The organism is Streptomyces sp. NBC_01506 (genome assembly GCF_045040295.1).
Classification (GTDB): domain Bacteria; phylum Actinomycetota; class Actinomycetes; order Streptomycetales; family Streptomycetaceae; genus Streptomyces.
In genome coordinates this window covers 7,255,090-7,277,270 of sequence record NZ_CP109422.1, presented here as the reverse complement: position 1 = coordinate 7,277,270, position 22,181 = coordinate 7,255,090, and the positions used below count along the sequence as shown (strand labels likewise).

Below are 22,181 nucleotides of genomic sequence, written 5' to 3'. Positions count from 1 at the left end.
GCCTAGTGGGCGGCGGGGCCGGCGGCTGTCGGCCCCGGCGTCGGCGTCGGTAGGAGGACGTCGGCGTCGAAGCAGGTCCGGTCGCCGGTGTGGCAGGCGGCGCCCACCTGGTCGACCTTGAGAAGGACCGTGTCCGCGTCGCAGTCGAGCGCGACGGACCTGACGTGCTGGACATGGCCGGAGGTGTCGCCCTTGACCCAGTACTCGCGGCGGCTGCGCGACCAGTAGGTGCCGCGTCCTGTGGTGAGGGTGCGGTGCAGGGCCTCGTCGTCCATCCAGCCCAGCATCAGCACCTCGCCGGTGTCGTACTGCTGGACGACGGCCGGAATCAGCCCGTCCGCGCCGCGCTTGAGCCGGGCGGCGATGGCGGGGTCGAGGCCGCTGGTGGGGGCTGAGCCCTCGGTCACGCTGGTCATAGGGCCATTGTGCCGCGCGCGTGCTGTCCACAGGCCCCGGCGTCCACTGGGCGGACGGCGCGTGGCAGTCGTACGCTTGTCAGCATGTCGACCCATGCGAAGCGTGAACGACTTCTGCTCGCCGACCTGTTGGAGTCGGCGGGACCCGACGCCCCGACCTTGTGCGAAGGCTGGAACGCCCGGGATCTCGCGGCGCACGTGGTGGTGCGCGAGCGACGCCCGGACGCGGCCGGGGGACAGCTCATCGGCCCGCTGAGGAACCGGCTGGAGCGGGTGCAGGGTGAGTACGTGGCGAAGCCGTACGAGGAGCTGATCCAGCTCATCCGTACGGGACCGCCCCGGATGTCGCCCTTCGGGATCAAGCAGCTCGACGAGGCGGCGAACACCGTCGAGTACTACGTCCACGCCGAGGACGTACGGCGGGCGCAGCCCGACTGGACGCCGCGCGAGGTGGACAAGGTCTTCTCGAACGTCCTGTGGGCGCGGCTGGAGAAGGGCGCCCGGATGATGGGCCGCAAGGCGCCGGTCGGTCTGGTGCTGCGCCGTCCGGACGGGCAGACGGCGGTGGCGCACCGGGGCTCGCCGGTGGTGACGGTCACCGGGGAGCCGAGTGAGCTGCTGCTCTATGTCTTCGGCCGGCAGGACGCGGCCCGCGTGGACGTGGAGGGCGACAAGGAGGCGGTCGACCAGGTCCAGCGGGCGAAGCTCGGCATGTAGGACCCGCCAGGACCTGTGAGGCCCTGTCAGGACCCGTCGCCGGCATCAGCCGCCGGGCAGCTCCGCGCGGCGCAGGGCGGTGAACGCCAGGCCCAGCGCGCCGCCCGCCCCGCAGACCGCGGCGCTCACGACGAAGACCGGGCCGGTGCCCCAGAGCCCTACGGCGGCGCCGGTCACCGGGTAGCTCAGCGGCGCGATGCCGAGGGTGAACAGGGTGGAGACCGAAGTGACCCGGCCGAGGTAGCCGGGCTCGGAGGCTGTCTGGGTCAGCGCCCCGCAGAGCCCGCCGCCGAGCCCGGCCAGCAGCCCGACGAACAGGCCCGCCACGGCGGCGAGGACGACGGTCGGTACGAAGGCGACGGCGCCGATCGCGAGGGAGCCGCCGACGACGGACAGGCACAGGACGAGGCCCGCGCGCGGGAGGCGCCCGCGTACCGCCAGCAGCAGCGAGGCCGCGCCGGCGCCGATACCGAAGGCCCCGACGACCCAGCCCATACCGCCGGCGCCCCAGCCGCGCTCCTGGGCGAGCAGGACGAGTCCGAGGTTGAGCGGGCCGACGAAGCCCAGCTCGCTGAGCGCGATGACGAGCATCAGCGGGCCCAGGACGCGGTGGTGGCGGATGTAGCGCACCCCGTCGGTGAGTTCGCGCCATGGACCGGCTTCGGCGGCTTCGGCGGGGGCTTCGGTGGTGGTGCGGACCGGCAGGGGCGCGATCCGTACGGCGACGAGGAGCGCGAGCGAGCCGGCGAAGAGGGCGCCCGCCACGGCGAACGCCGCCGCCGGCCCGCCGAACGCGACCAGGAGCCCGCCGAGCGGTCCCCCGGTCACATTCGCCACACGCGCCGCCAGGCCCCGCAGCCCCTGCACCCGGGCGAGTTGTCCGGGAGCGGTGATCCGTGGCGGCAGGGCGCCGACAGCGGGCAGGAACAGGGCGTCCACGACGCCGAAGACCAGGGCCACGGCGATCAGCAGCCCCGGACCGGGCGCGGTGACGAGCAGGGCGGCGGCGACGGTGAGGATCACCAGGCAGCGCGCGGCGTCGCTGCCGATGACGACACGGCGCGGGCCCCACCGGTCGGCGAGCACTCCCCCGCCGAGCATCAGCAGGGCCCGGGGCACGGCCCCCACGGCCAGCACCACGCCGACCTGGGTGGGGCTGCCGGAGCGGGTGGCGGCCCAGGCCAGCGCCATGAAGTACACGCTGTCGCCGACCATCGACATGGTGTAGGCGGCGATCCAGCGCAGGACGTTGGCGTCGCGATGGGCGGGCCGCTCGGGGGCGGATTCGCCGACCGGGGGTATGACCGTCGCGCGCATGTCGGCGTACGTCCTTCCGTCAGGCGATACGCGCGACGTGTACCGGCGGACGGTGTACGAGGCGCAGCCCCAGTCCGACCAGGAACCAGCCCAGTCGGCCGCGCAGACCACCGGGGGTCCGCGCCTCCCGGGCCAGCCGGAAGCGGTCCACCTCCGTACGGAGGTCGGCGGCGCGCAGGGCGTGCAGTTCACGATGTATGTCGCTGTGCATGACGGTGGCTCCTCTCGACTACTGCTGGGGCTACGGCAGTTGCTACTGCTACTGCCGGAACGGGAATCCGTAGATGTGCAGCGCGACGTTCTCGCGGCCCTCGGTGTCGCCCGCGTCCTGCTCGGCCCGCGCGGCGTCCGTGTGCCGCTTGATCAGCTCGTGCATCTCCTTGCTCAGCAAGGCCAGTTCCTCGGGTTTGAACGGGCCGAGGAATTCGCTGCTGAAGGCGGCGCTGCGCCACTCGGGCGCCCAGGCCGACTGGCTGTCCATGTAGGCGCGGTACAGCTCCCCGCGCTGCTCGAACGACATCCGCCCGATGGCGGCGTGCGTGGCGACCTTCTCGGGCGCGTCGCGGAAGTCCTCGTCGCGGAAGGAGAGCCCTTCGGACGTGGTCCGCCACCAGCGCTCACGACCGTCCTGCCCCTGCTGGGGCGCTTCCTCGATCAGCCCGTGGTCGGCGAGCCTGCGCAGGTGGTAGCTGACGAGCGAGACGGCTCCGTCCACCTGCTCGGCGAGCTGGGAGGCGGTGGCCGTACGGGAGATGAACAGGGCGCGGTAGAGCTTCATCCGCAGGGGGTGACCGAACGCCTTGAGGGTGTCCAGGTCGTCGATTCTGCGGGGGTCCTTGGCTGCCATACCCCCACCGTAGATACAAAAGAAAAGTTGCGCAATATTAGTTGCGCAATAAATCCTGTGGATTCACCGGAGTGCCGAACAGCGAACTGCCCCGGAACGGATCGTTCCGGGGCAGCGGTCGTACCTACGACAGGGACAGGGTCTAGCGCACCGGGTGACCCGCGTCCCGCAGCGCCCGCTTCACCTGGGAGATCCGCAGATCACCGAAGTGGAAGACGGAGGCGGCCAGCACCGCGTCCGCGCCCGCCTCGACGGCCGGCGGGAAGTCCGCGAGGGCGCCCGCGCCGCCCGAGGCGATGACGGGAACGGTGACCCGCGCGCGTACGGCCGCGATCATCTCCGTGTCGTAGCCGTCCTTCGTGCCGTCCGCGTCCATCGAGTTGAGCAGGATCTCGCCGGCGCCCAGCTCGGCCGCGCGGTGCGCCCACTCCACGGCGTCGATGCCCGTGCCCCGGCGCCCGCCGTGGGTGGTGACCTCGAACGTGCCCTCGGGCGTGCGCCGCGCGTCGACCGACAGGACCAGCACCTGGCGGCCGAAGCGCTCGGCGATCTCCCGGATGAGGTCGGGGCGTTCGATGGCCGCCGTGTTGACGCCGACCTTGTCGGCGCCCGCCCGCAGCAGCTTGTCGACGTCCTCGGGGGTACGGACGCCGCCGCCGACCGTGAGCGGGATGAAGACCTGCTCGGCGGTGCGGCGCACCACGTCGTACGTCGTCTCGCGGTCCCCCGACGAGGCGGTGATGTCGAGGAAGGTCAGCTCGTCCGCGCCCTCGGCGTCGTACAGCCTGGCCATCTCGACGGGGTCACCGGCGTCGCGCAGATTCTGGAAGTTGACGCCCTTGACGACCCGGCCGTTGTCCACGTCCAGGCAGGGGATGACTCGTACGGCGAGGCTCATGCCGGGCCTCCGGAGGGCGCGCGGAAGGCTTCCAGTTCGACCTCGACCACCAGGCTCGGATCGATGAGGCCGGCGACGACGACCATCGAGGCGGCGGGCCGTACGGCGTCGAACAGCTCCTTGTGGGCACGCCCGACGTCCTCCGCGTCCCCGGCGTGTGTGAGATACATCCGGGTGCGCACCACGTGCTCCACGCCGAGACCGAGGTCGGCCAGCGCCTGGATGCCCACGCCGAAGGCGGTGACGGCCTGTTCGTACGGTCCGCCCTCGGCGATCCGTCCGTCCACCACCGAGGTGCAGCCGGAGACGAGGACCAGTCCGCCCGGGAGTTCGACGGCTCGGGAGTAGCCGAAGGCGTCCTCCCAGGGACCGCCCGAGGAGATCCGCCGTACGCCGCCGGACGTGTCCGCGCGGGCCGCGTTCGCGCTGTCGGCCGGGCGCTCGCTCATCGGGCCACCTCCTCGATCGCCTCTTCCAGGGTGAACGCCTTCGCGTACAGGGCCTTTCCGACGATCGCGCCCTCGACACCGTCCGGCACCAGCGAGGCGATCGCGCGCAGATCCGCGAGCGAGGAGACACCCCCGGAGGCGACGACCGGCCGGTCGGTGGCCGCGCACACACTCTTCAGCAGCTCCAGGTTGGGCCCCTGGAGGGTGCCGTCCTTGGCGATGTCGGTGACGACGTACCGCGCGCAGCCCTCCGCGTCGAGGCGCGCCAGCGTTTCCCAGAGGTCACCGCCGTCGCTGGTCCAGCCGCGCCCGCGCAGCGTCGTACCGCGTACGTCGAGACCGATCGCGATCCTGTCGCCGTACTCGGCGATGGCCTTGGCCGCCCACTCGGGCGTTTCCAGCGCCGCCGTACCGAGGTTGACGCGCGTACAGCCGGTGGCGAGGGCGGCGGCGAGCGAGGCGTCGTCGCGGATGCCGCCGGACAGCTCGACCTCGATGTCCATGGCCCGGGTGATCCCGGCGACCAGGTCCCGGTTGTCACCGGTGCCGAACGCCGCGTCGAGGTCCACGAGATGCAGCCACTCGGCGCCCGCGCGCTGCCAGGCGAGTGCGGCTTCCAGCGGTGAGCCGTACGAGGTCTCGGAGCCCGACTCGCCGTGGACGAGCCGTACGGCCTGGCCGTCGCGTACGTCGACGGCGGGCAGGAGTTCGAGCCTCCGTACGGAGGACGAGGTGGGTGTGCCGGACATCAGAAGGTTCCGATCCAGTTGGACAGCAGCCGGGCTCCGGCGTCGCCGGACTTCTCGGGGTGGAACTGCGTCGCCCACAGTGCACCGTTCTCCACGGCGGCCACGAACGGCTCGCCGTGCCAGGACCAGGTGACCCTGGGGGCGCGGATCTTGGGGTTGGTGACTTCGAGGGTCCAGTCGTGGACGGCGTAGGAGTGCACGAAGTAGTAGCGCTCACCGGCGTCGAGCCCGGCGAAGAGCAGACTGTCCGCGGGCGCCTCGACGGTGTTCCATCCCATGTGGGGGACGGTCGGCGCGGTGAGCGGGCCCACGGTGCCCGGCCATTCGTCGAGACCTTCGGTCTCCACGCCGTGCTCGATGCCGCGCTCGAAGAGGATCTGCATGCCGACGCAGATGCCCAGTACGGGGCGTCCGCCCGCGAGCCGGCGGCCGACGATCCAGTCGCCGCGTGCCGCGCGGAGCCCTTCCATGCAGGCGGAGAAGGCGCCGACGCCGGGCACGATCAGCCCGTCTGCGTTCATCGCCTTGTCGAAGTCACGGGTGATCTCGACCTCGGCCCCGGCACGGGCCACGGCGCGCTCGGCCGAACGCACGTTGCCGAAGCCGTAGTCGAGGACGACGACGTTCTTGGTCATTCCCACAGTCCCTGGATGCGAAGGATGCCGGCGACGAGACAGAGCGCGGAGCATATGGCGAGCAGGACGATGACGCCCGTGGGCTGCTTCTGCTTGGCGAAGGAGTAGACGCCGCCGGCCAGGAACAGGCCGAGGACGATGAGGATGGTGTTGAGACCGGTCATGGGGTTACGGCGCGCCCTTCGTAAAGAGGTTGAGGCCAGTCATGGGATTTGTCAGACACGGCCTACAGCGCGCCCTTCGTGGAGGGGAGGATGCCGGCGGCGCGCGGGTCGCGCTCACTCGCGTAACGCAGCGCGCGGGCGAGGGCCTTGAACTGGCACTCCACGATGTGGTGCGCGTTGCGCCCGTACGGGACGTGCACGTGCAGCGCGATCTGCGCCTGGGCGACGAACGACTCCAGGATGTGCCGGGTCATCGTCGTGTCGTAGCCGCCGATCATCGGCGCCATGTTCTCGGGCTCGGTGTGCACCAGATAGGGGCGGCCCGAGAGGTCCACGGTGACCTGGGCGAGCGATTCGTCCAGCGGGACCGTGCAGTTGCCGAAGCGGTAGATGCCGACCTTGTCGCCGAGCGCCTGCTTGAAGGCGGCGCCGAGCGCGAGGGCGGTGTCCTCGATGGTGTGGTGCGAGTCGATGTGCAGATCGCCCTCGGTCTTGACGGTGAGGTCGAACAGGCCGTGCCTGCCGAGCTGGTCGAGCATGTGGTCGTAGAAGCCGACGCCCGTCGACACCTCCACCTTGCCCGTGCCGTCGAGGTCGAGCTCGACAACGACCGAGGTCTCCTTGGTCGTTCGTGCCACGCGGCCGATTCGGCTCATGCGCTCTGCTCCTTCGTCAATGTGCGTACCGCGTCGAGGAACGCGTCGTTCTCGGACGGGGTGCCCGCCGTGACCCGCAGCCGGCCCGGGACGCCGTTGTCGCGTACGAGCACGCCCTGGTCGAGGATCGTGCGCCAGGCCAGGTGCGCGTCCTCGAAGCGGCCGAACTGGACGAAGTTGGCGTCCGAGTCGGTGACGTCGAAGCCCATCGCGCGCAGTTCGGTGACCAGCCGGTCCCGCTCGGCCTTGAGCTGCTCGACATACCCGAGCAGCGTATCGGTGTGCTCCAGGGCGGCGAGCGCGGTGGCCTGGGTGACGGCGGACAGGTGATACGGCAGCCGTACGAGCTGCACCGCGTCGACGACGGCGGGGTCGGCGGCGAGATAGCCGAGCCGCAGTCCGGCTGCGCCGAACGCCTTGGACATCGTGCGCGACACGACGAGGTTCGGCCGGCCGGCGAGCAGCGGCAGCAGCGAGGGGTGGTGGCTGAACTCGACGTACGCCTCGTCCACGACGACCAGCGAGGGCCGGGCGGCCTGCGCCGCGTCGTACAGCCGCAGGACGGTCGCGGCGTCGACGGCGCTGCCGGTGGGGTTGTTGGGGGTGGTGATGAAGACGACGTCGGGGCGGTGCTCCGTGATGGCCCGCTCGGCGGCGGCGACGTCGATGGTGAAGTCCTCCTTACGAGGACCGGAGATCCAGCCGGTGCTGGTGGAGCGCGCGATCAGGTGGTGCATCGAGTACGAGGGCTCGAAGCCGATCGCGCTGCGGCCGGGGCCGCCGAAGGTCTGGAGCAGTTGCTGGATGATTTCGTTGGAGCCGTTGGCCGCCCATACGTTGGCGGCGGTCAGCGGGAGGTCCCCCGCCGAGCGGCGCAGATAGGCGGCCAGTTCGGTGCGCAGCTCGACCACGTCCCGGTCGGGGTAGCGGTTGAGGCCGCGCGCGGCCTCCCGGACCCGCTCGGTGATCCGCTCGACCAGCGCTGCGGGCAGCGGATACGGGTTCTCGTTGGTGTTGAGGTGGACGGGGACGTCCAACTGGGGTGCCCCGTAGGGGGACTTGCCGCGCAGCTCGGCGCGTACGGGCAGGTCGTCGATGTTCGTCACGCGCCGGGCACCTCCTGCGAGGGCTCCCGCGCCGGGGGCACTTTCCAGCCGAAACGCGCCTTGACGGCCGCGCCGTGCGCGGGCAGGTCCTCGGCCTCGGCGAGCGTGACGACATGGTGGGCGACATCGGCGAGCGCGTCGCGCGTGTAGTCCACGATGTGGATGCCGCGCAGGAAGGACTGGACGGAGAGCCCGGAGGAGTGGCAGGCGCATCCGCCGGTCGGCAGGACGTGGTTGGAGCCGGCGCAGTAGTCGCCGAGCGAGACAGGGGCGTACGGCCCCACGAAGATCGCGCCCGCGTTACGGACCCGCGCGGCGACGGCGGCGGCGTCGGCGGTCTGGATCTCCAGGTGCTCGGCGCCGTACGCGTCGACGACCCGCAGGCCCTCCTCGATACCGTCGACCAGCACGATCGCGGACTGCTTGCCCGCCAGGGCGGGGGTGATGCGCTCCTCGACGTGCTTGGTGGCGGCGGTCTGCGGCACCAGTTCCTTCTCGACGGCGTCGGCCAGTTCGACGGAGTCGGTCACCAGGACGGCGGCGGCGAGCGGGTCGTGCTCGGCCTGGCTGATCAGGTCGGCGGCGACATGCACCGGATCGGCGGTCGCGTCGGCGAGGACGGCGATCTCGGTGGGGCCCGCCTCGGTGTCGATGCCGATACGGCCGGCGAAGTAGCGCTTGGCGGCGGTGACCCAGATGTTGCCGGGGCCGGTGACCATGTCGGCGGGCGGGCAGCCGTCGGGCCCGGTCGTGCCGTACGCGAACATCGCGACGGCCTGGGCGCCGCCGACCGCGTACACCTCGTCCACGTCGAGCAGCGCGCAGGCGGCCAGGATCGTCGGGTGCGGCAGGCCGCCGAACTCCTTCTGGGGAGGTGAGGCGAGCGCGATCGAGCCGACGCCCGCTTCCTGCGCCGGGATCACGTTCATGATCACGGACGACGGGTACACGGCGCGTCCGCCGGGCGCGTACAGCCCGACGCGACCGACCGGCACCCACTTCTCGGTCACCGTGCCGCCGGGCACGACCTGGGTGGTGTGCTCCGCGCGCCGCTGCGCGCGGTGCACGATACGCGCTCGCCGGATCGACTCCTCCAGCGCGGCCCGCACGGCGGGATCCAGGGCCGCCAGCGCCCGGCTGAGGGCTTCGGCCGGGACGCGTACCCGCTCCAGCGTCACGCCGTCGAACGTGGCGGCGTACTCGATCAGCGCCGCCGTGCCGCGATGGCGTACGTCCTCGCAGATGGGCCGCACCTTCGCGAGGGCGGCCGTCACGTCGAACTCGGCACGGGGCAGCAGGCCGCGCAGCGCGCCGTCCTCGGGGAGGGCGTCGCCGCGCAGATCGGTTCGTGAGATCACGCGGTCAATTCTCGCAGACCCCGTCGGGCCGCCGGTCGCCCGTATCACTGGCTGATATGAGCCGTGAATGTCACTCACGGCTACTAATGTTGACGATTGGCGTTCATTCGGTCACTCAGAGGGAAGAACATTCGTACGACCCCACAACAGCAGCCCCGCGGGGCGACGGCTGCCCGGGAGTCACACAGCGACAGCACGGGGAACGAACGGCGACACAGAACGCCGACCCGGAACGACAGCACGGCGACACGGCACGGCGACAGAGCACGCCGTACAGACCTATCGAGGTACGGCGCGCAGCACAGCACGGCGAACGGGGAAGCGAGGCGCGGCAGTGTCCGAGCCGCAGGACGACGAAGCTCCGGACTGGCTCTCCGCCACAGAACTCGGTATGTGGCAGGCCTTCCGGAACGGCAGCACCTACGACCTGAGCGTGCCGAGTCCACTGCTCAACGACCCGGCCACGACCGGCCCTTGGGGCGAGCACCGCAGCGTGCGCGCCCGGGTGATCGCGCTGCTGCTGCTCAGCGGCCCCGCCGCGCGACCGGGGCGGGTCGCCGCCCTCAAGCTGCGCGGGGCGTACATCAGCGGGTCGCTGGATCTCGCGGGCGGCAATGTCGATCCGTATGTGGAGCTGACGTACTGCCGCTTCGAGCGTGAGCTGGTGCTGCCGGAGTGCCACTTCACCACCCTGCGGCTGGTGGGCTGTGTGATCCCGCGCCTGGAGGCCGCCCGGCTGCGCACGGAAGGCGATCTGCATATGCCGCGCTGCCAGGTGGCCCGCGGGATCCGGCTGACCGACGCGCAGATCGGCACGGACCTGCTGATCAGCCAGATATCCGTGCGGCCGGACAGCAACTGCCGGTCGATCGCCGCCGACGGGATGTCGGTGGGACAGGATCTCCAGGCCGAACAGATCGATACGCACGGCGAGTTCAGTCTGCGCGGCTCGAAGGTCGGCGGCTCGCTGATGCTGCGCGGCAGCCGGCTGCGCGCGGCGGGCGAGCGCCGCGCGCTCAACGCGCCGCAGTTGACGGTGGAGCGCTCGCTCTACCTGACGGGCGCCGTCGTGAGCATCGCGACGGGCAACGCCAACTCCACGCCGCCGTACGGCACGGTCTACACCGGCACCACGGGCCATCCGGCGCGGCTGCCGGCCGGCACCGAGATCCGCCGCTTCGAGTGCTACGGCGGGGTCCGGCTGGACGACGGGCGGTTCGGCGACTCGATCGACCTGCACCAGGCCCGCTTCCTGATGGCGGCGGGCGAGGAGGTGTCGCTGCGCCGGATCACCGCGACGGAGCTGCGCTTCCAGTGCGAGCGGCCCCTGGAGGGCCGGATCGTGCTGAACGGCGCGAAGATCACCACGCTGATGGATCTGTCCACGAGTTGGCCGGGCCCCGGCGGACTGGCCATGGGCGGCTTCGTCTACGAGGTCGTGGTGCCGTCCGGCCATTTCCCGCTCAACCGGCGCCTGGAGTGGCTGGAGTCGGCGACGCCGGAGTATTCGCCGGAGCCGTACGAACGCCTGGCGCAGGTGATGCGCAACAGCGGCGAGGACGCCGACGCCCGTGAGGTGCTGCTGGCCAAGCAGCGCAGACGGCGCGAGACGCTGCCGCTGGCCGCGAAGACCTGGGGCTACGTCCAGGACTGGACGGTGGCGTACGGCTACCGGCCGGGCCGGGCCGCGTTGTGGATGGCGATGCTGTGGGCGGCGGGCACCTTCGCCTTCGCGCGGCACGCTCCGGAGCCGTTGAAGGGCGTGGAACACCCGGCGTGGAATCCGGCTCTGTATGTGCTGGATCTGCTGGTGCCGGTGGTCAATCTCGGCCAGGACGGGCACTGGCGCACGGAGGGCGGCTGGCAGTGGCTCTCGGCCGCGATGGTGCTGCTCGGCTGGACTCTCGCCACAACGGTCGCGGCAGGTGCCTCACGCCTCCTGCGCCGCGGCTGACACCGCGCCCGACCCGCTTTCTTTGCCGTCCCTTGACCCATCCGGAGGCAACCTTCTCCTTACCACCAAAACTTCACATATGCCCTCTGGCGCCCCTGCGACCTGCGGTTTTCAATGGTCCGCACCATGTCATTGATTCGCGCCCTGATCAGCACCGCGCGCATGCTCCGGCACACCCCGCGGCTCGCCGACGGGCTCCCGCCGGACGATGCGGTACTGCTCGACGCCCCCGACGACCGGCTCGCCCCGGCGCTCGTCTCCGCCGCCCTCGGCGATTACGAGCACGCGGCGAAGCTGCTGGCGACCACGCGCGAATCGGCCGAGTGGGAGAACCGCGACCGCTATGTGATGCGGCTCGCGGCCTTCGCCCACCACCGCGACGCATGGCTCGGCCACTGGCTCGCCGCGGCCCCGGACGACCCGGACGCGCTGGTCGTCAAGGCCGAGCTGGGGGTGTGCCGGGCCTGGGAGTCCCCGGCCCGCGTCGAGCTGCTGCGCGAGATGGGCCCGCTGATCGCCGCGACGGCCGAGTCGGACCCGCGCGACCCGGTGCCATGGCGGATAGCCCTGGACCACGCGCGCGGTACGCACGCGGGCCACGCCGTCTTCGAGACGCTGTGGGGCGAGGCCGTACGCCGCTCCTCGCACCATTACGGCTGCCATGTCGCGGCCCTCCAGTACCTCTCGGCCCACTGGCACGGCTCGCACCGCGAGTGCTTCGACTTCGCCGAACAGGCCGCCGAGGACGCGCTGCCCGGATCGCTCGTCAAAGCCCTTCCGCTACGGGCCGCCTTCAGCCGGATGCTCGGCGGCGATCTCACCTCCAGGACGGCGAACCGGATCGACGCGGCGTGCGACGAGGCGATCAGGCTCTCCTCCGTGTACGCGGAGGGCGACCCCTGGCCGGCGGAGGTACGCAATCTGCTGGCGTACGTGCTGGTCGGACGGCTGCGATGGGCCGAGGCGCTGGAACAGTTCCGGCTGATCGGCCCGTACGCGACGTCCTTCCCGTGGACGTCGCTCAGCGACGATCCGCTGGGCCAGTTCCTGGAGACACGTGACGGCGTGCGCCTTCAGGTGGCCTCCGGGATGCCCTTGTGGAACCGGACAGACGGCGGGCGCCCGCGCGGCCATTACGCTTGAGCGTTGTGACCACCGCACATCTCCCTCTCTTCCCGCTGAACGCGGTGTTGTTCCCGGGCCTCGTCATGCCCCTGAACATCTTCGAGGAGCGGTATCGCGCCATGATGCGCGAGCTGCTCAAGACCGACGAGTCCGAACCACGGCCCTTCGTCGTGGTCGCCATCCGCGACGGCCACGAGGTCGCGCCGACCGCCTCCGGCATGCCCGATCCCACGGCCGTACCGGAACGCGGGCCCGCGGCGGGCTTCGGTCCCGAGCCCATGACGGCCTTCCACCAGGTGGGCTGCGTCGCCGACGCGACCACCATCCGCGAACGCCCGGACGGCAGCTTCGAGGTGGTGGCCACCGGCACCAGCCGGGTCCGGCTGCTCTCCGTCGACACCGGCGGGCCCTATCTGACCGCCGAGGTCGAGGACGTCGCGGAGGACTCAGGTGAGGGTGCGGGAGCACTCGCCGAAGGAGTCCTGCGGGCCTTCCGCAGCTACCAGAAACGGCTGGCGGGCGCGCGTGAGCGGTCGCTGTCGACCGGCGACAACCTGCCCGGCGAACCGTCCGTGGTCTCGTATCTGGTGGCCGCCGCGGCCGTCCTCGACACCCCGGTGAAACAGCGGCTGCTCGAGGCACCGGACACCGTGACGCGGCTGCGGGAGGAGCTGAAGCTCCTGCGGGCCGAGACGGCCGTGATCCGGCATCTGCCGTCGCTTCCGGCGGTGGACCTCACCCTGAAGCCCACCAGCCCCAACTGACCCCAGCTCGGCGACCGACGCGAGGAATACGCGAGGAACACGTCCCTTGGCGAAGAAGCAGGCGAAGAAGACCGCGGGCGGCACACCGGCGACGGTCGCGCTGACGGCGGCGAAGGCCGAGTTCACCCTGCACGCGTACGAGCACGACCTGGCGGCGCCCTCGTACGGCGAGGAGGCGGCGCAGGCGCTGGGGGTGTCGGCGGACCGGGTGTTCAAGACGCTGGTCGCCGACGTCGACGGCGAACTGACCGTCGCGGTCGTCCCGGTCGCCGGGTCGCTGGATCTCAAGGCGCTGGCCGCCGCGGTGGGCGGCAAACGGGCGACGATGGCGGACCCGGCGGCGGCGGAGCGCACCACGGGTTACGTACGGGGCGGCATCTCGCCGCTGGGCCAGCGCAAGCGGCTGCGTACGGTGCTCGACTCCTCGGCACAGGCACACGCCACGGTCTGCGTCTCGGCGGGCCGCCGGGGTCTGGAGGTGGAGCTGTCCCCGGCCGATCTGGCCTCACTGACGTCGGCGACGCTGGCGCCGATCGCGCGGGCCTGAGGCTCCGGAGGGCGGGCGCCCCCGTCAGCGATCCGTGCCGCGCTCGTCCTCCGGGCCTGCGGGGATGTACGGCGCCCCGAACGGCACCCACTCCGGCTCGGGATCGCGCGGCCCGAACAGCGCCGTCAGCGCCAGGTGTACGAGCATCGCCGCCACCGGCCACGCCAGCAGCGCGCCCCGCGCGTTCAGCTCCAGCGGCGCGTCGAACGTCGCGCCCTGTCCCACCGCGCGCGCCTGCGTCACCACGTCGTCCGGGCCCAGCCCCCAGCCGACCAGCCAGGCCAGCCCGGACGCGAGCAGTCCGCCCAGCGCCAGACCGATGACGAGCGGGATGCCGCCGCGCCGGCGGAAGAAGAAGACCAAGGCGGCGCTGACCACGCCGAATCCCAGGGCCAGCAGCACGAACGTGCCGTCCGAGCCGATCGCCTCCTCGCCCTCGGTGTCTTTCAGGAAGACGGCCGAGTCACCGGCGATGAGCGGCACCCGGGGCGACAGCCAGAGCCAGAGCAGTCCGAGCAGGACACCGGAGAGGGCCACGGCGACCGTCACGACGGCGGCCTGCTTGATCTCGGTCCTGGTGTCGGTCCCGTCCACCGCCTGGGCGACATGGGCCGCGGTCGATCCCGCGCCCTGCGGTTTCTGCCAGGGGTCGTCGTTCGGAGGCTGATGCGGCGGCGTCAGAGGTGCTGTCACCCCGCCATCGTGCCAGGCATGGCCCGGCCGTGCCTCATCGGACCGCCGCCCGCCGGTACGCCCACGTCGCCACGGCCAGCGAGACGACGCCGACCGCCGCGCAGACCGCCAGATCGAAGGCCACGGTGGGCCAGTGGGGATGCCTGTCGAAGCTGCGGGCCAGGGCCTCCACACCGTAGGTGGACGGCAGCAGATCGCGGGCGTAGGTGATCGGTCCCGGCAGCCGGTCGGCGGGCAGCACACCGAGCAGCAGCGCGGCGGACATGCCGAGCTGCCCGAGCAGTGTGGCCAGCTCCTGACGGGGCGCGAGCAGCCCCAGCGCGGCCCCGAGACCGGCGAGCGCCGCCCCGGCGAGCGGGATGACGGCGACCAGCACCCACAGATGGGTCAGCGGCAGGTCGAACAGCAGGCTGCCGGTCACGGCGGTCACGGCCGTGCCGGGCACGGTGAACGAGGCGTACGCGCCGGCCGCGCCCAGCACCACGGCGGCGGGCGGCACGGGCAGTGTCGCGTAGTGGTCGAGACCGCCGGTGGCCCGGAGCTGACCGAAGTACTGCGCGAGCAGATTGAGCGCGACGAAGGCCACGACGAGCACGCTCGACCCGGCCACCACGGCGCGCGCCTCGGCGCCGCCGTCCACGACGCCGCGCATCAGGACCATGATCCCGACGGACTGGAAGGTCGCGACGAACAGCAGCGGGATCCGGGCGACACGGGCCCGCGACAACTGCGCGCGGTACACGGCGGCCATCGACGGCAGCAGCCGCGCGCGGGGGGCCAGCGGCGCCGGCGTCCCGCCGGCTCCGTCCGTCACGGCACGGATGTCCCGGGGGGCTGTCCGGCTCTCCCCGGCGACGGCCTGCGCGGGCACGATGCTCACCTGACGCTGCTCCTGTTCGGTGCGGACGGACGGGGGCGGGCGCGGCATGTCGGGTACGGCGCCGACCGGGACCAGCGTGCCATACGCCCCGAACGCCCGGTACGGGCAGGCCAGTTCGGGGCGGGCGCGACGGTGGGAGCCGGGACAGTAGCGGGCGTGCGAACGACGGCATCGGCCGGAACGACAACGCCGAGACCGTGAGACGCTACGACCGCCCGCGCGGGGACAACGGCGCGGCCCCCGGTGGCGACCCGGCCGGCCCTCGGAGCCGTAAATCCAAGGTCTCCCGCCCGCACGCCCGCGCGCACACCCGCACCGCCGTCCGTCACGCCTTCACCAGCCCGTGCGTCTGGCCGCCGAGCGCCAGATACACGTCCTCCAGGCTCGGCGTGGCCAGCGTGAAGTCGTCGAGCGCCGCGAAGGCCGCGCCGCCCGTCACCGCCGCGACGGCCGCGCGCGCCTCGTCGGGGGCGAGTCGCAGCACCCAGCGGCGGCCCGACTCCTGCGCGGATCCGCGCAGCGCGGCGACCTCGGGCACGTCGAGCGGGGCGCGCTCGCGCCAGACGAGTTCCAGCCGGACCTCGCCCGCGACCTGCTCCTTGAGACCGGACGGGGTGTCGCAGGCGATGACCTTGCCCCGGTCCAGCACGGCGACCCGGTCGAGGACCGTCTCGGCCTCGATGACGTTGTGGGTGACGAGCAGCACGGTCGCGCCGCGTTCGGCCCGGCGCCGGTCCACCGCCGCCCAGACGGCGCGTCTGGCGACCGGGTCCATGCCGGTGGTGGGTTCGTCCAGGACGAGTACGGGCCGCTCCCCCACCAGCGTGGCCGCGAAGCAGGCCATCCGCCGCTGGCCGCCGGACAGCTTCTTCAACGGGCGGCCGGCGAGTTCGGTGAGACCGAGTTCGGCGAGCACGGCGTCACGCTCGGCGCGCGCCTCGCGCAGACCGAGACCGCGCAGCCGGCCCGTGGTCTCGGCCGCGAGTCCCACGGTCAACTCGTCGAGCGCGGTGGACTCCTGGCCGAGATAGCCGATGAGGCGTGAGGCGCGTTCGGGGTGCCGGACCAGATCGTGGCCGAGGACGTCGACGCTGCCGGAGTCGGGCCGCATGAGGCCGGTGAGCTGGCGTACGAGGGTGGACTTGCCCGCACCGTTGGGCCCGAGCAGGCCGAAGATCTCACCGCGCCGCACGTCCAGGCAGATGCCGTCGGTGGCGCGCACCTCGGGTGTCGCCGGGGTCCCGCGTCTGCCGCGCGCGGCGGGGTACGTCTTGACCAGCTCCCGCACCGCGCACACCGTACTCACGAGGAACGAGCCTACGGGGTGGCCCTGGCCGGAACATTTTGGGGGCCTATGACGGCCTATGACGGCCTGAGGGCGGCCCATCGGGGCCCACCGGGGCCGGCGGAGGCCCGACCGGAGCCGGGCCGGGGCGCGACGGGGCCCGGCCGCGGCGTGACCCGGCCGCGGCGCTACTCCCCCGCCGCCGGCCGGTCCGCCGCCGCCCGCACGTCGATCTCGCGCCAGAAACCCGCCCGGATCGCGTACCGGTCGTGCTCGTCGATCTGGTCGTCCTTGTGCGCCAGCAGCCCGAAGCGGGCCGCGTACCGCAGCACCTCGCCGTCGATACGGTGCGGGATCCGCGGATACATCGTGGACAGTTTCTGCACATGACTCGCCTCCGGCAGCCGCTCCATCCAGCGCCGGGCGAACACCTGGCCGACCTCGAAGGGGTCGCCGCCGACCGTCGTGATGTCCTCCTCGCGGTCCGCCCAGCGCTGCTCCGCGCTGGTGAGCTGCGCGAGCGTGGGAAGCGACGCGGTCTCCGGCGACTCCCCGAGCTGGCCTCCGCCGCCCGCGCGCTCGACCCAGCCCCGGTCGGACGACCAGCGCAGCGTCGCGTTCGCCGGCGGGGGCGGGTGCGGCGGCGCGTGCGGTCCGGGCGCGCGCAGGGCGGCCAGGTCCTTGGGGGTGGGGACGCCCTTGCCGCCGGCGGGCACGGGATGCGCGGCCTCGGGGCCGTGCTCGTGCTCCGGGGCGCGTCCCGGCCCGTGCTCCGTGACCGGCGGCGCCGTGCCGTTGCGCGCGGACGTGGCCTGTGCCTCGGCCGCCCGCTCGGCGGACGCGGCGAGTGCCGACTCGGGCAGCGGCGCGGAGAGGATGGCCGCGATCTCGGGGCGGGGCGCCGGCGGCGGCGCGCAGACCCCGCCGAAGTCCTTGGCGCGTACGGCCTTGGTGATCCAGGCCCGGTCGAGCACCCGGCGTTCGTCGGCCTCGGCGACCAGATCCTCGGACTGGTTGTAGTCGCCGTCCGCCGCCTGCACCGCCCACAGATGCACGGCGACGCCGTGTTCCTTGGCGGACATCAGACCCGGCAGCAGATCGCCGTCACCGGTCACCAGTACCACATCCGAACAGGCGCGATTTCTGGCCAACTCCGTGAGCTCGGCGTGCATCGCCGCGTCGACGCCCTTCTGCGCCCAGCGCCCGTCGCTGCGGGTCAGCGCGCCGAGGCGGACGGTGACACGCGACATGACGCGCAACCGTCGGTGCTCGGGCTGCGGTACGCGGTCGGGCGCGCCGTCGAACCAGTAGATACGGAGCAGCGGGCGCTCCGTATCGGCCTCGGCGCGCTCGCGCAGACCCTGGATGAGGGCGGCGTGGTCGACGGTGATGCGGGAGCGGGCCGGTTCTCCGGCGAGGAGGCTCGCGGCGGCGCCCAGCAGATAACCGGCGTCCACCAGGACGACGCAGCGGTCCACGTGTTCCACCCTCTTTCGGGAACGTCGGGATCGGAAGTTACTACGGGTTTCCTTCGAGTCTGCCCGACCGTCACAGGCTTAACGGCCGGAACTGGATCATCGGCGTGGCGTATGCCTCTCGGCTACCCCCAGGAGCACCGTAACTATGGTCCGTTACGCTCTGCAATGATCCAAAATGCGGTGAGTCACGGCATATGTGAATCTGATCGCGGCCCTGGCCCCAACATCCTTCAGGAGGCAGCACCATGGCCAAGAACAAGAACCGTGACCGCGGCAAGCATCAGGACCGTTCGCCCGCCGAGCGTGGCGGCGAGCAGTCCTCGTCCTCCTCGACGTCTTCCTCGGAGGCCAAGGCCGAGCAGATACGGGACCAGGTCACACCGTCCGACGTCGCCCACAAGGGCCGCCAGAAGCGTTTCGGCCACAACTGACGCGGCCGGTCGCGGATGACGAGAGGGGCACGCCCGGAAATCCGGGCGTGCCCCTCTGCTGTGACGTGCTACGCGAACGGTCCTATCCCGCCAGACAGGACGGGCCGAGCAGCACCTTCAAGTCACCGAACAGCGCCGGGTCGGGCTGGACCCGGTGCCGGTCGAGCCGCAGGACCGTGGTCTTGCGCGCGCCCTGGAGTTTGATCCGTACCTCGGAGTTGCCCCGGTGGTGGCTGAGGATCTCGCCGAGCCTGCTGACCATGGGCGGGGTCAGCTTCACGGTGGGGATGGTGATGGTGACCGGGGCGTTGGTCCCGGCGGACGACAGGTCGGGGACCTGGAGTTCCATCGCGACGAGGCGCGGAATGTCCTCGCGCTTGTCGAGCCGGCCCTTGACGAACACGACGGTGTCCTCGACCAGTTGGGTGGAGACCAGTTGATACGTCGCCGGGAAGAACATGCACTCGATCGAGCCCGCCAGGTCCTCCACGGTGGCGATCGCCCACGCGTTGCCCTGCTTCGTCATCTTGCGCTGGAGCCCGGAGATGATGCCGCCGATCGTCACCACGGCGCCGTCCGCATGCTCACCCCCGGTGAGCTGGGAGATGGCCGCGTCGGACTTGTCGGACAGCACGTGCTCGATACCGAAAAGCGGGTGGTCGGAGACGTACAGACCGAGCATTTCGCGTTCCTGCGCGAGCAGATACGACTTGTCCCACTCGATGTCGGAGAATTCCACGTCCAGCCCGAAGCCCGGCTCGGAGGAGGCGTCGTCGTCACCGTCGCCCATGCCGCCGAAGAGGTCGAACTGCCCCTCCGCCTCCTTGCGCTTGACCTGCACGACGTTGTCGATCATCGGCTCGTGGTGGGCGACCAGCCCCTTACGGGTGTGGCCCATCTCGTCGAAGGCGCCCGCCTTGATGAGTGATTCGACGGTGCGCTTGTTGCAGACGACCGCCTCGACCTTGTCGAGGAAGTCGGGGAACGTGGCGTACTTCCCCTTCGCCTTGCGCGAGCGGATGATCGAATCCACCACGTTCGTACCGACGTTGCGGACCGCCGTCAGTCCGAACAGGATCACGTCGTCGCCCTGCGCGGCGAAATTCGCCACCGACTCGTTCACGTTCGGCGGCAGCACCTTGATGCCCATCCGACGGCACTCGTTGAGATAGACCGCCGACTTGTCCTTGTCGTCCTTCACCGAGGTCAGCAGCGCCGCCATGTACTCGGCGGGGTAATTCGCCTTGAGATAGGCGGTCCAGTAGGTGACAAGGCCGTACGCGGAGGAGTGCGCCTTGTTGAACGCGTATCCCGCGAACGGGACCAGCACGTCCCACAGCGCCTTGATGGCCTCGTCCGAGAAGTTGTTCTTCTTGGCACCGGCCTGGAACAGGACGAAATTCTTGGCCAGTTCGTCGGCCTTCTTCTTGCCCATCACGCGGCGGAGGATGTCCGCCTCGCCGAGTGAGTAACCGGCGATGATCTGCGCGGCCTTCTGCACCTGCTCCTGATACACGATCAGGCCGTGGGTGAGACCGAGGACCTCCTTGAGAGGCTCCTCCAACTCCGGGTGGATCGGGGTGATCTCCTGCTGCCCGTTCTTGCGCAGCGCGTAGTTCGTATGCGAGTTCATACCCATCGGGCCCGGCCGGTACAGGGCCGACACGGCGGAAATGTCCTCGAAGTTGTCGGGCTTCATCAGCCGCAGCAGCGAACGCATCGGGCCGCCGTCGAACTGGAAGACGCCGAGCGTGTCGCCCCGGCACAGCAGTTCGTACGTCGTGGGGTCGTCCAACGGCAGGGACAGCAGGTCGAGGTCGACGCCCTTGTTGGCCTTCACCATCTTGACGGCGTCATCCATGATGGTCAGATTTCGCAGACCCAGGAAGTCCATCTTCAGCAGGCCGAGGGATTCGCACTGCGGATAGTCCCACTGCGTGATCGTGACGCCGTCGGTGTGCCTGACCCATACCGGCACATGGTCGGTGATCGTCTCGCTGGACATGATCACGCCGGCCGCGTGCACACCCATCTGCCGCACCAGGCCCTCGACACCCTTCGCGGTGTCGATGACCTTCTTCACGTCCGCCTCGTTCTCGTACATCCCCCGGATCTCGCCCGCCTCGCTGTAGCGCGGGTGCTTGGGGTCGGTGATGCCGTTGAGGTCGATGCCCTTGCCGAGGACGTCCGCGGGCATGGCCTTCGTGAGCCGGTCACCCATCGCGTACGGGTAACCGAGCACGCGCGCCGAGTCCTTGATGGCGTTCTTCGCCTTGATCTTTCCGTAGGTGCCGATCATGGCGACCTTGTCGGCGCCGTACTTCTCGGTCACATACCGGATGACCTCACCGCGCCGACGCTCGTCGAAGTCGATGTCGACATCCGGCATGGAGATGCGCTCGGGGTTGAGGAACCGCTCGAAGATCAGGCCGTGTTCGATCGGGTCGAGGTCGGTGATGCCCATCGCGTACGAGACGATCGAGCCGGCCGCGGAGCCTCGGCCGGGGCCGACGGCGATGCCGTTGTTCTTGGCCCACATGATGAAGTCCGCGACGACCAGGAAGTACCCCGGGAACCCCATGTCGATGATGATGCCCATCTCGTACTCGACCTGCTTCTGCCGGTCTTCCGGGATGCCGTTCGGGAATCGCCTGGCCATGCCCCGCATGGTCTCCTCGCGGAACCAGGTGACTTCGGTGAAGCCCTCGGGGATGTCGAACTTCGGCATCAGGTTCCGCTCCTGGAACCAGCCCTCCGTATCGATCTGCTGCGCCACCAGGAGCGTGTTCGCACACCCCTCCTGCCACGCGTCCGACGAATCGACCGCATACATCTCGTCCGTCGACTTCAGGTAATAACCCGTCCCGTCGAACCGGAACCGGTCCGGATCCGACAGATTCTTACCCGTCTGAATACACAACAGCGCATCATGCGCCGTCGCCTCATTCGCATACGTGTAATGCGAGTCGTTCGTCACCAGCGGCGGGATCCCCAGCTTCTTCCCCACCTCCAGCAACCCGTCCCGCACCCGCCGCTCGATCTCGATCCCGTGATCCATCAACTCCAGGAAATACCGGTCCTTACCGAAAATGTCCTGATAGTCCGAGGCCGCCTGCACCGCCTCGTCGAACTGCCCCAGCCGCAGCCGCGTCTGCAACTCACCCGACGGACACCCCGTCGACGCGATCAGACCCTCCGACCACTTCGCGATCGTCTCCCGGTCCATCCGCGGCCACTTCGTCAGCCACCCCTCCGCATACGCGTCCGACGACAACCGGAACAAATTGTGCAGCCCCGTCTTGTTCGCCGCCCAGATCGTCTTATGCGTATACCCACCCGAACCGGAAACGTCGTCACGCTTCTGATGCGGCTGCCCCCACTGCACCTTCCGCTTGTTACGCCGCGACTCCGGCGCCACATACGCCTCGATACCGATGATCGGCGTCACATCCGCCTTCTTCGCCTGATGGAAGAAGTCGTACGCCCCATGGAGATTCCCATGGTCCGTCATCGCGATATGAGACATCCCCATCTCGTTGCACGCCTTGAACATGTCTCCCAACCGCGCCGCGCCGTCCAACAGCGAGTACTGCGTGTGGACATGCAGGTGTGTGAACGGCGGCTTGGTCACGGTTGAGCCTCCAGCGAAACGAGCGGACGAGCGGACGGGCTGCCCTGGGGGGACAGCGTCGAAGTCTACGACCGCCCACTG

Annotated in this window: 23 protein-coding genes; 6 read left to right on the top strand and 17 right to left on the bottom strand. The window is 70.7% G+C overall.

The window, feature by feature from the left end:
* Positions 1-2 precede the first annotated feature (2 nt).
* Positions 3-416: a phosphoribosyl-AMP cyclohydrolase gene (hisI, locus tag OG329_RS32675; protein WP_405799999.1), complete on the bottom strand. Its 414-nt coding sequence runs from the start codon at positions 414-416 to the stop codon at positions 3-5.
* Positions 417-500: 84 nt separating this feature from the next.
* Between hisI and OG329_RS32670 the strand changes: the two genes are divergently transcribed.
* Positions 501-1,133: a TIGR03085 family metal-binding protein gene (locus tag OG329_RS32670; protein WP_405799998.1), complete on the top strand. Its 633-nt coding sequence runs from the start codon at positions 501-503 to the stop codon at positions 1,131-1,133.
* A gap of 45 nt (positions 1,134-1,178) precedes the next feature.
* On the opposite strand, the gene OG329_RS32665 is transcribed toward OG329_RS32670, so the two are convergent.
* The 11 genes from OG329_RS32665 to hisD form a co-directional block, all read right to left on the bottom strand.
* Positions 1,179-2,450: an MFS transporter gene (locus tag OG329_RS32665; RefSeq protein ID WP_405799997.1), complete on the bottom strand. Its 1,272-nt coding sequence runs from the start codon at positions 2,448-2,450 to the stop codon at positions 1,179-1,181.
* A gap of 19 nt (positions 2,451-2,469) precedes the next feature.
* A complete protein-coding gene (locus tag OG329_RS32660; protein WP_405799996.1) occupies positions 2,470-2,661 on the bottom strand; it encodes a hypothetical protein in 192 nt (63 codons plus the stop codon).
* 48 nt (positions 2,662-2,709) lie between these two features.
* A complete protein-coding gene (locus OG329_RS32655) occupies positions 2,710-3,297 on the bottom strand; it encodes an ArsR/SmtB family transcription factor (RefSeq protein ID WP_405799995.1) in 588 nt (195 codons plus the stop codon).
* A gap of 142 nt (positions 3,298-3,439) precedes the next feature.
* Positions 3,440-4,195, bottom strand: coding sequence for an imidazole glycerol phosphate synthase subunit HisF (gene hisF / locus OG329_RS32650; protein WP_405799994.1), 756 nt, complete (start codon positions 4,193-4,195; stop codon positions 3,440-3,442).
* Positions 4,192-4,644 carry a RidA family protein gene (locus OG329_RS32645; RefSeq protein ID WP_405799992.1) on the bottom strand — a complete coding sequence of 151 codons (453 nt, stop codon included), beginning with the start codon at positions 4,642-4,644 and terminating at the stop codon, positions 4,192-4,194. The genes hisF and OG329_RS32645 overlap by 4 nt, the downstream gene beginning before the upstream one ends.
* Entirely contained in the window at positions 4,641-5,393 is a 753-nt protein-coding gene (gene priA, locus OG329_RS32640) for a bifunctional 1-(5-phosphoribosyl)-5-((5-phosphoribosylamino)methylideneamino)imidazole-4-carboxamide isomerase/phosphoribosylanthranilate isomerase PriA (RefSeq protein ID WP_405799990.1), read from the bottom strand. Before priA ends, OG329_RS32645 begins: the two co-directional genes overlap by 4 nt.
* Positions 5,393-6,028, bottom strand: coding sequence for an imidazole glycerol phosphate synthase subunit HisH (gene hisH, locus OG329_RS32635; protein ID WP_405799988.1), 636 nt, complete (start codon positions 6,026-6,028; stop codon positions 5,393-5,395). Before hisH ends, priA begins: the two co-directional genes overlap by 1 nt.
* The gene (locus OG329_RS32630; protein ID WP_356585776.1) at positions 6,025-6,192 is read right to left on the bottom strand and encodes a hypothetical protein; all 168 of its coding nucleotides are present in this window, start codon (positions 6,190-6,192) and stop codon (positions 6,025-6,027) included. Before OG329_RS32630 ends, hisH begins: the two co-directional genes overlap by 4 nt.
* A gap of 62 nt (positions 6,193-6,254) precedes the next feature.
* Complete coding sequence (gene hisB, locus OG329_RS32625) at positions 6,255-6,848, bottom strand: imidazoleglycerol-phosphate dehydratase HisB (protein WP_405799986.1); 594 nt, start codon at positions 6,846-6,848, stop codon at positions 6,255-6,257.
* The gene (locus tag OG329_RS32620; protein ID WP_405799985.1) at positions 6,845-7,954 is read right to left on the bottom strand and encodes a histidinol-phosphate transaminase; all 1,110 of its coding nucleotides are present in this window, start codon (positions 7,952-7,954) and stop codon (positions 6,845-6,847) included. Before OG329_RS32620 ends, hisB begins: the two co-directional genes overlap by 4 nt.
* A complete protein-coding gene (gene hisD, locus OG329_RS32615) occupies positions 7,951-9,312 on the bottom strand; it encodes a histidinol dehydrogenase (RefSeq protein ID WP_405799983.1) in 1,362 nt (453 codons plus the stop codon). The genes OG329_RS32620 and hisD overlap by 4 nt, the downstream gene beginning before the upstream one ends.
* A gap of 334 nt (positions 9,313-9,646) precedes the next feature.
* Here hisD and OG329_RS32610 point away from each other — a divergent pair, with 334 nt between their 5' ends.
* From OG329_RS32610 to ybaK, 4 genes are all read left to right on the top strand, one after another.
* Entirely contained in the window at positions 9,647-11,266 is a 1,620-nt protein-coding gene (locus OG329_RS32610) for an oxidoreductase (protein WP_405799982.1), read from the top strand.
* Between the two features lie 114 nt (positions 11,267-11,380).
* Entirely contained in the window at positions 11,381-12,409 is a 1,029-nt protein-coding gene (locus OG329_RS32605; RefSeq protein WP_405799981.1) for a hypothetical protein, read from the top strand.
* Between the two features lie 5 nt (positions 12,410-12,414).
* Entirely contained in the window at positions 12,415-13,155 is a 741-nt protein-coding gene (locus OG329_RS32600; RefSeq protein ID WP_405799980.1) for an LON peptidase substrate-binding domain-containing protein, read from the top strand.
* A 46-nt stretch (positions 13,156-13,201) separates the two neighbouring features.
* The gene (gene ybaK / locus OG329_RS32595) at positions 13,202-13,702 is read left to right on the top strand and encodes a Cys-tRNA(Pro) deacylase (protein ID WP_405799979.1); all 501 of its coding nucleotides are present in this window, start codon (positions 13,202-13,204) and stop codon (positions 13,700-13,702) included.
* 24 nt (positions 13,703-13,726) lie between these two features.
* Here ybaK and OG329_RS32590 read toward each other — a convergent pair whose 3' ends face one another.
* The 4 genes from OG329_RS32590 to OG329_RS32575 all read right to left on the bottom strand — a co-directional run bounded on the left by OG329_RS32590 (position 13,727) and on the right by OG329_RS32575 (position 18,047).
* On the bottom strand, positions 13,727-14,395 hold the full coding sequence (locus OG329_RS32590) for a DUF2567 domain-containing protein (protein WP_405799977.1): 669 nt from the start codon (positions 14,393-14,395) through the stop codon (positions 13,727-13,729).
* A gap of 34 nt (positions 14,396-14,429) precedes the next feature.
* A complete protein-coding gene (locus OG329_RS32585) occupies positions 14,430-15,323 on the bottom strand; it encodes an ABC transporter permease (RefSeq protein ID WP_405799976.1) in 894 nt (297 codons plus the stop codon).
* Positions 15,324-15,600: 277 nt separating this feature from the next.
* The gene (locus OG329_RS32580; RefSeq protein ID WP_405802145.1) at positions 15,601-16,572 is read right to left on the bottom strand and encodes an ABC transporter ATP-binding protein; all 972 of its coding nucleotides are present in this window, start codon (positions 16,570-16,572) and stop codon (positions 15,601-15,603) included.
* A gap of 176 nt (positions 16,573-16,748) precedes the next feature.
* Positions 16,749-18,047 carry an NYN domain-containing protein gene (locus tag OG329_RS32575; protein ID WP_405799975.1) on the bottom strand — a complete coding sequence of 433 codons (1,299 nt, stop codon included), beginning with the start codon at positions 18,045-18,047 and terminating at the stop codon, positions 16,749-16,751.
* Between the two features lie 236 nt (positions 18,048-18,283).
* On the opposite strand from OG329_RS32575, the gene OG329_RS32570 reads away from it, so the two are divergent.
* A complete protein-coding gene (locus tag OG329_RS32570; RefSeq protein WP_405799973.1) occupies positions 18,284-18,469 on the top strand; it encodes a hypothetical protein in 186 nt (61 codons plus the stop codon).
* Between the two features lie 82 nt (positions 18,470-18,551).
* Here the strand turns inward: OG329_RS32570 and dnaE are convergent, their stop codons facing one another.
* The gene (gene dnaE, locus OG329_RS32565; RefSeq protein WP_405799972.1) at positions 18,552-22,100 is read right to left on the bottom strand and encodes a DNA polymerase III subunit alpha; all 3,549 of its coding nucleotides are present in this window, start codon (positions 22,098-22,100) and stop codon (positions 18,552-18,554) included.
* Positions 22,101-22,181: the final 81 nt, after the last annotated feature.

Excerpts from the sequence above, each read along its gene's own strand:
- hisI (WP_405799999.1), bottom strand. The coding sequence starts at position 416 with ATGACCAGCGTGACCGAGGGCTCAGCCCCCACCAGCGGCCTCGACCCC.
- OG329_RS32670 (WP_405799998.1), top strand. The coding sequence starts at position 501 with ATGTCGACCCATGCGAAGCGTGAACGACTTCTGCTCGCCGACCTGTTG.
- OG329_RS32665 (WP_405799997.1), bottom strand. The coding sequence starts at position 2,450 with ATGCGCGCGACGGTCATACCCCCGGTCGGCGAATCCGCCCCCGAGCGG.
- OG329_RS32660 (WP_405799996.1), bottom strand. The coding sequence starts at position 2,661 with ATGCACAGCGACATACATCGTGAACTGCACGCCCTGCGCGCCGCCGAC.
- OG329_RS32655 (WP_405799995.1), bottom strand. The coding sequence starts at position 3,297 with ATGGCAGCCAAGGACCCCCGCAGAATCGACGACCTGGACACCCTCAAG.
- hisF (WP_405799994.1), bottom strand. The coding sequence starts at position 4,195 with ATGAGCCTCGCCGTACGAGTCATCCCCTGCCTGGACGTGGACAACGGC.
- OG329_RS32645 (WP_405799992.1), bottom strand. The coding sequence starts at position 4,644 with ATGAGCGAGCGCCCGGCCGACAGCGCGAACGCGGCCCGCGCGGACACG.
- priA (WP_405799990.1), bottom strand. The coding sequence starts at position 5,393 with ATGTCCGGCACACCCACCTCGTCCTCCGTACGGAGGCTCGAACTCCTG.
- hisH (WP_405799988.1), bottom strand. The coding sequence starts at position 6,028 with ATGACCAAGAACGTCGTCGTCCTCGACTACGGCTTCGGCAACGTGCGT.
- OG329_RS32630 (WP_356585776.1), bottom strand. The coding sequence starts at position 6,192 with ATGACCGGTCTCAACACCATCCTCATCGTCCTCGGCCTGTTCCTGGCC.
- hisB (WP_405799986.1), bottom strand. The coding sequence starts at position 6,848 with ATGAGCCGAATCGGCCGCGTGGCACGAACGACCAAGGAGACCTCGGTC.
- OG329_RS32605 (WP_405799981.1), top strand. The coding sequence starts at position 11,381 with ATGGTCCGCACCATGTCATTGATTCGCGCCCTGATCAGCACCGCGCGC.
- OG329_RS32585 (WP_405799976.1), bottom strand. The coding sequence starts at position 15,323 with ATGCCGCGCCCGCCCCCGTCCGTCCGCACCGAACAGGAGCAGCGTCAG.
- OG329_RS32570 (WP_405799973.1), top strand. The coding sequence starts at position 18,284 with ATGGCCAAGAACAAGAACCGTGACCGCGGCAAGCATCAGGACCGTTCG.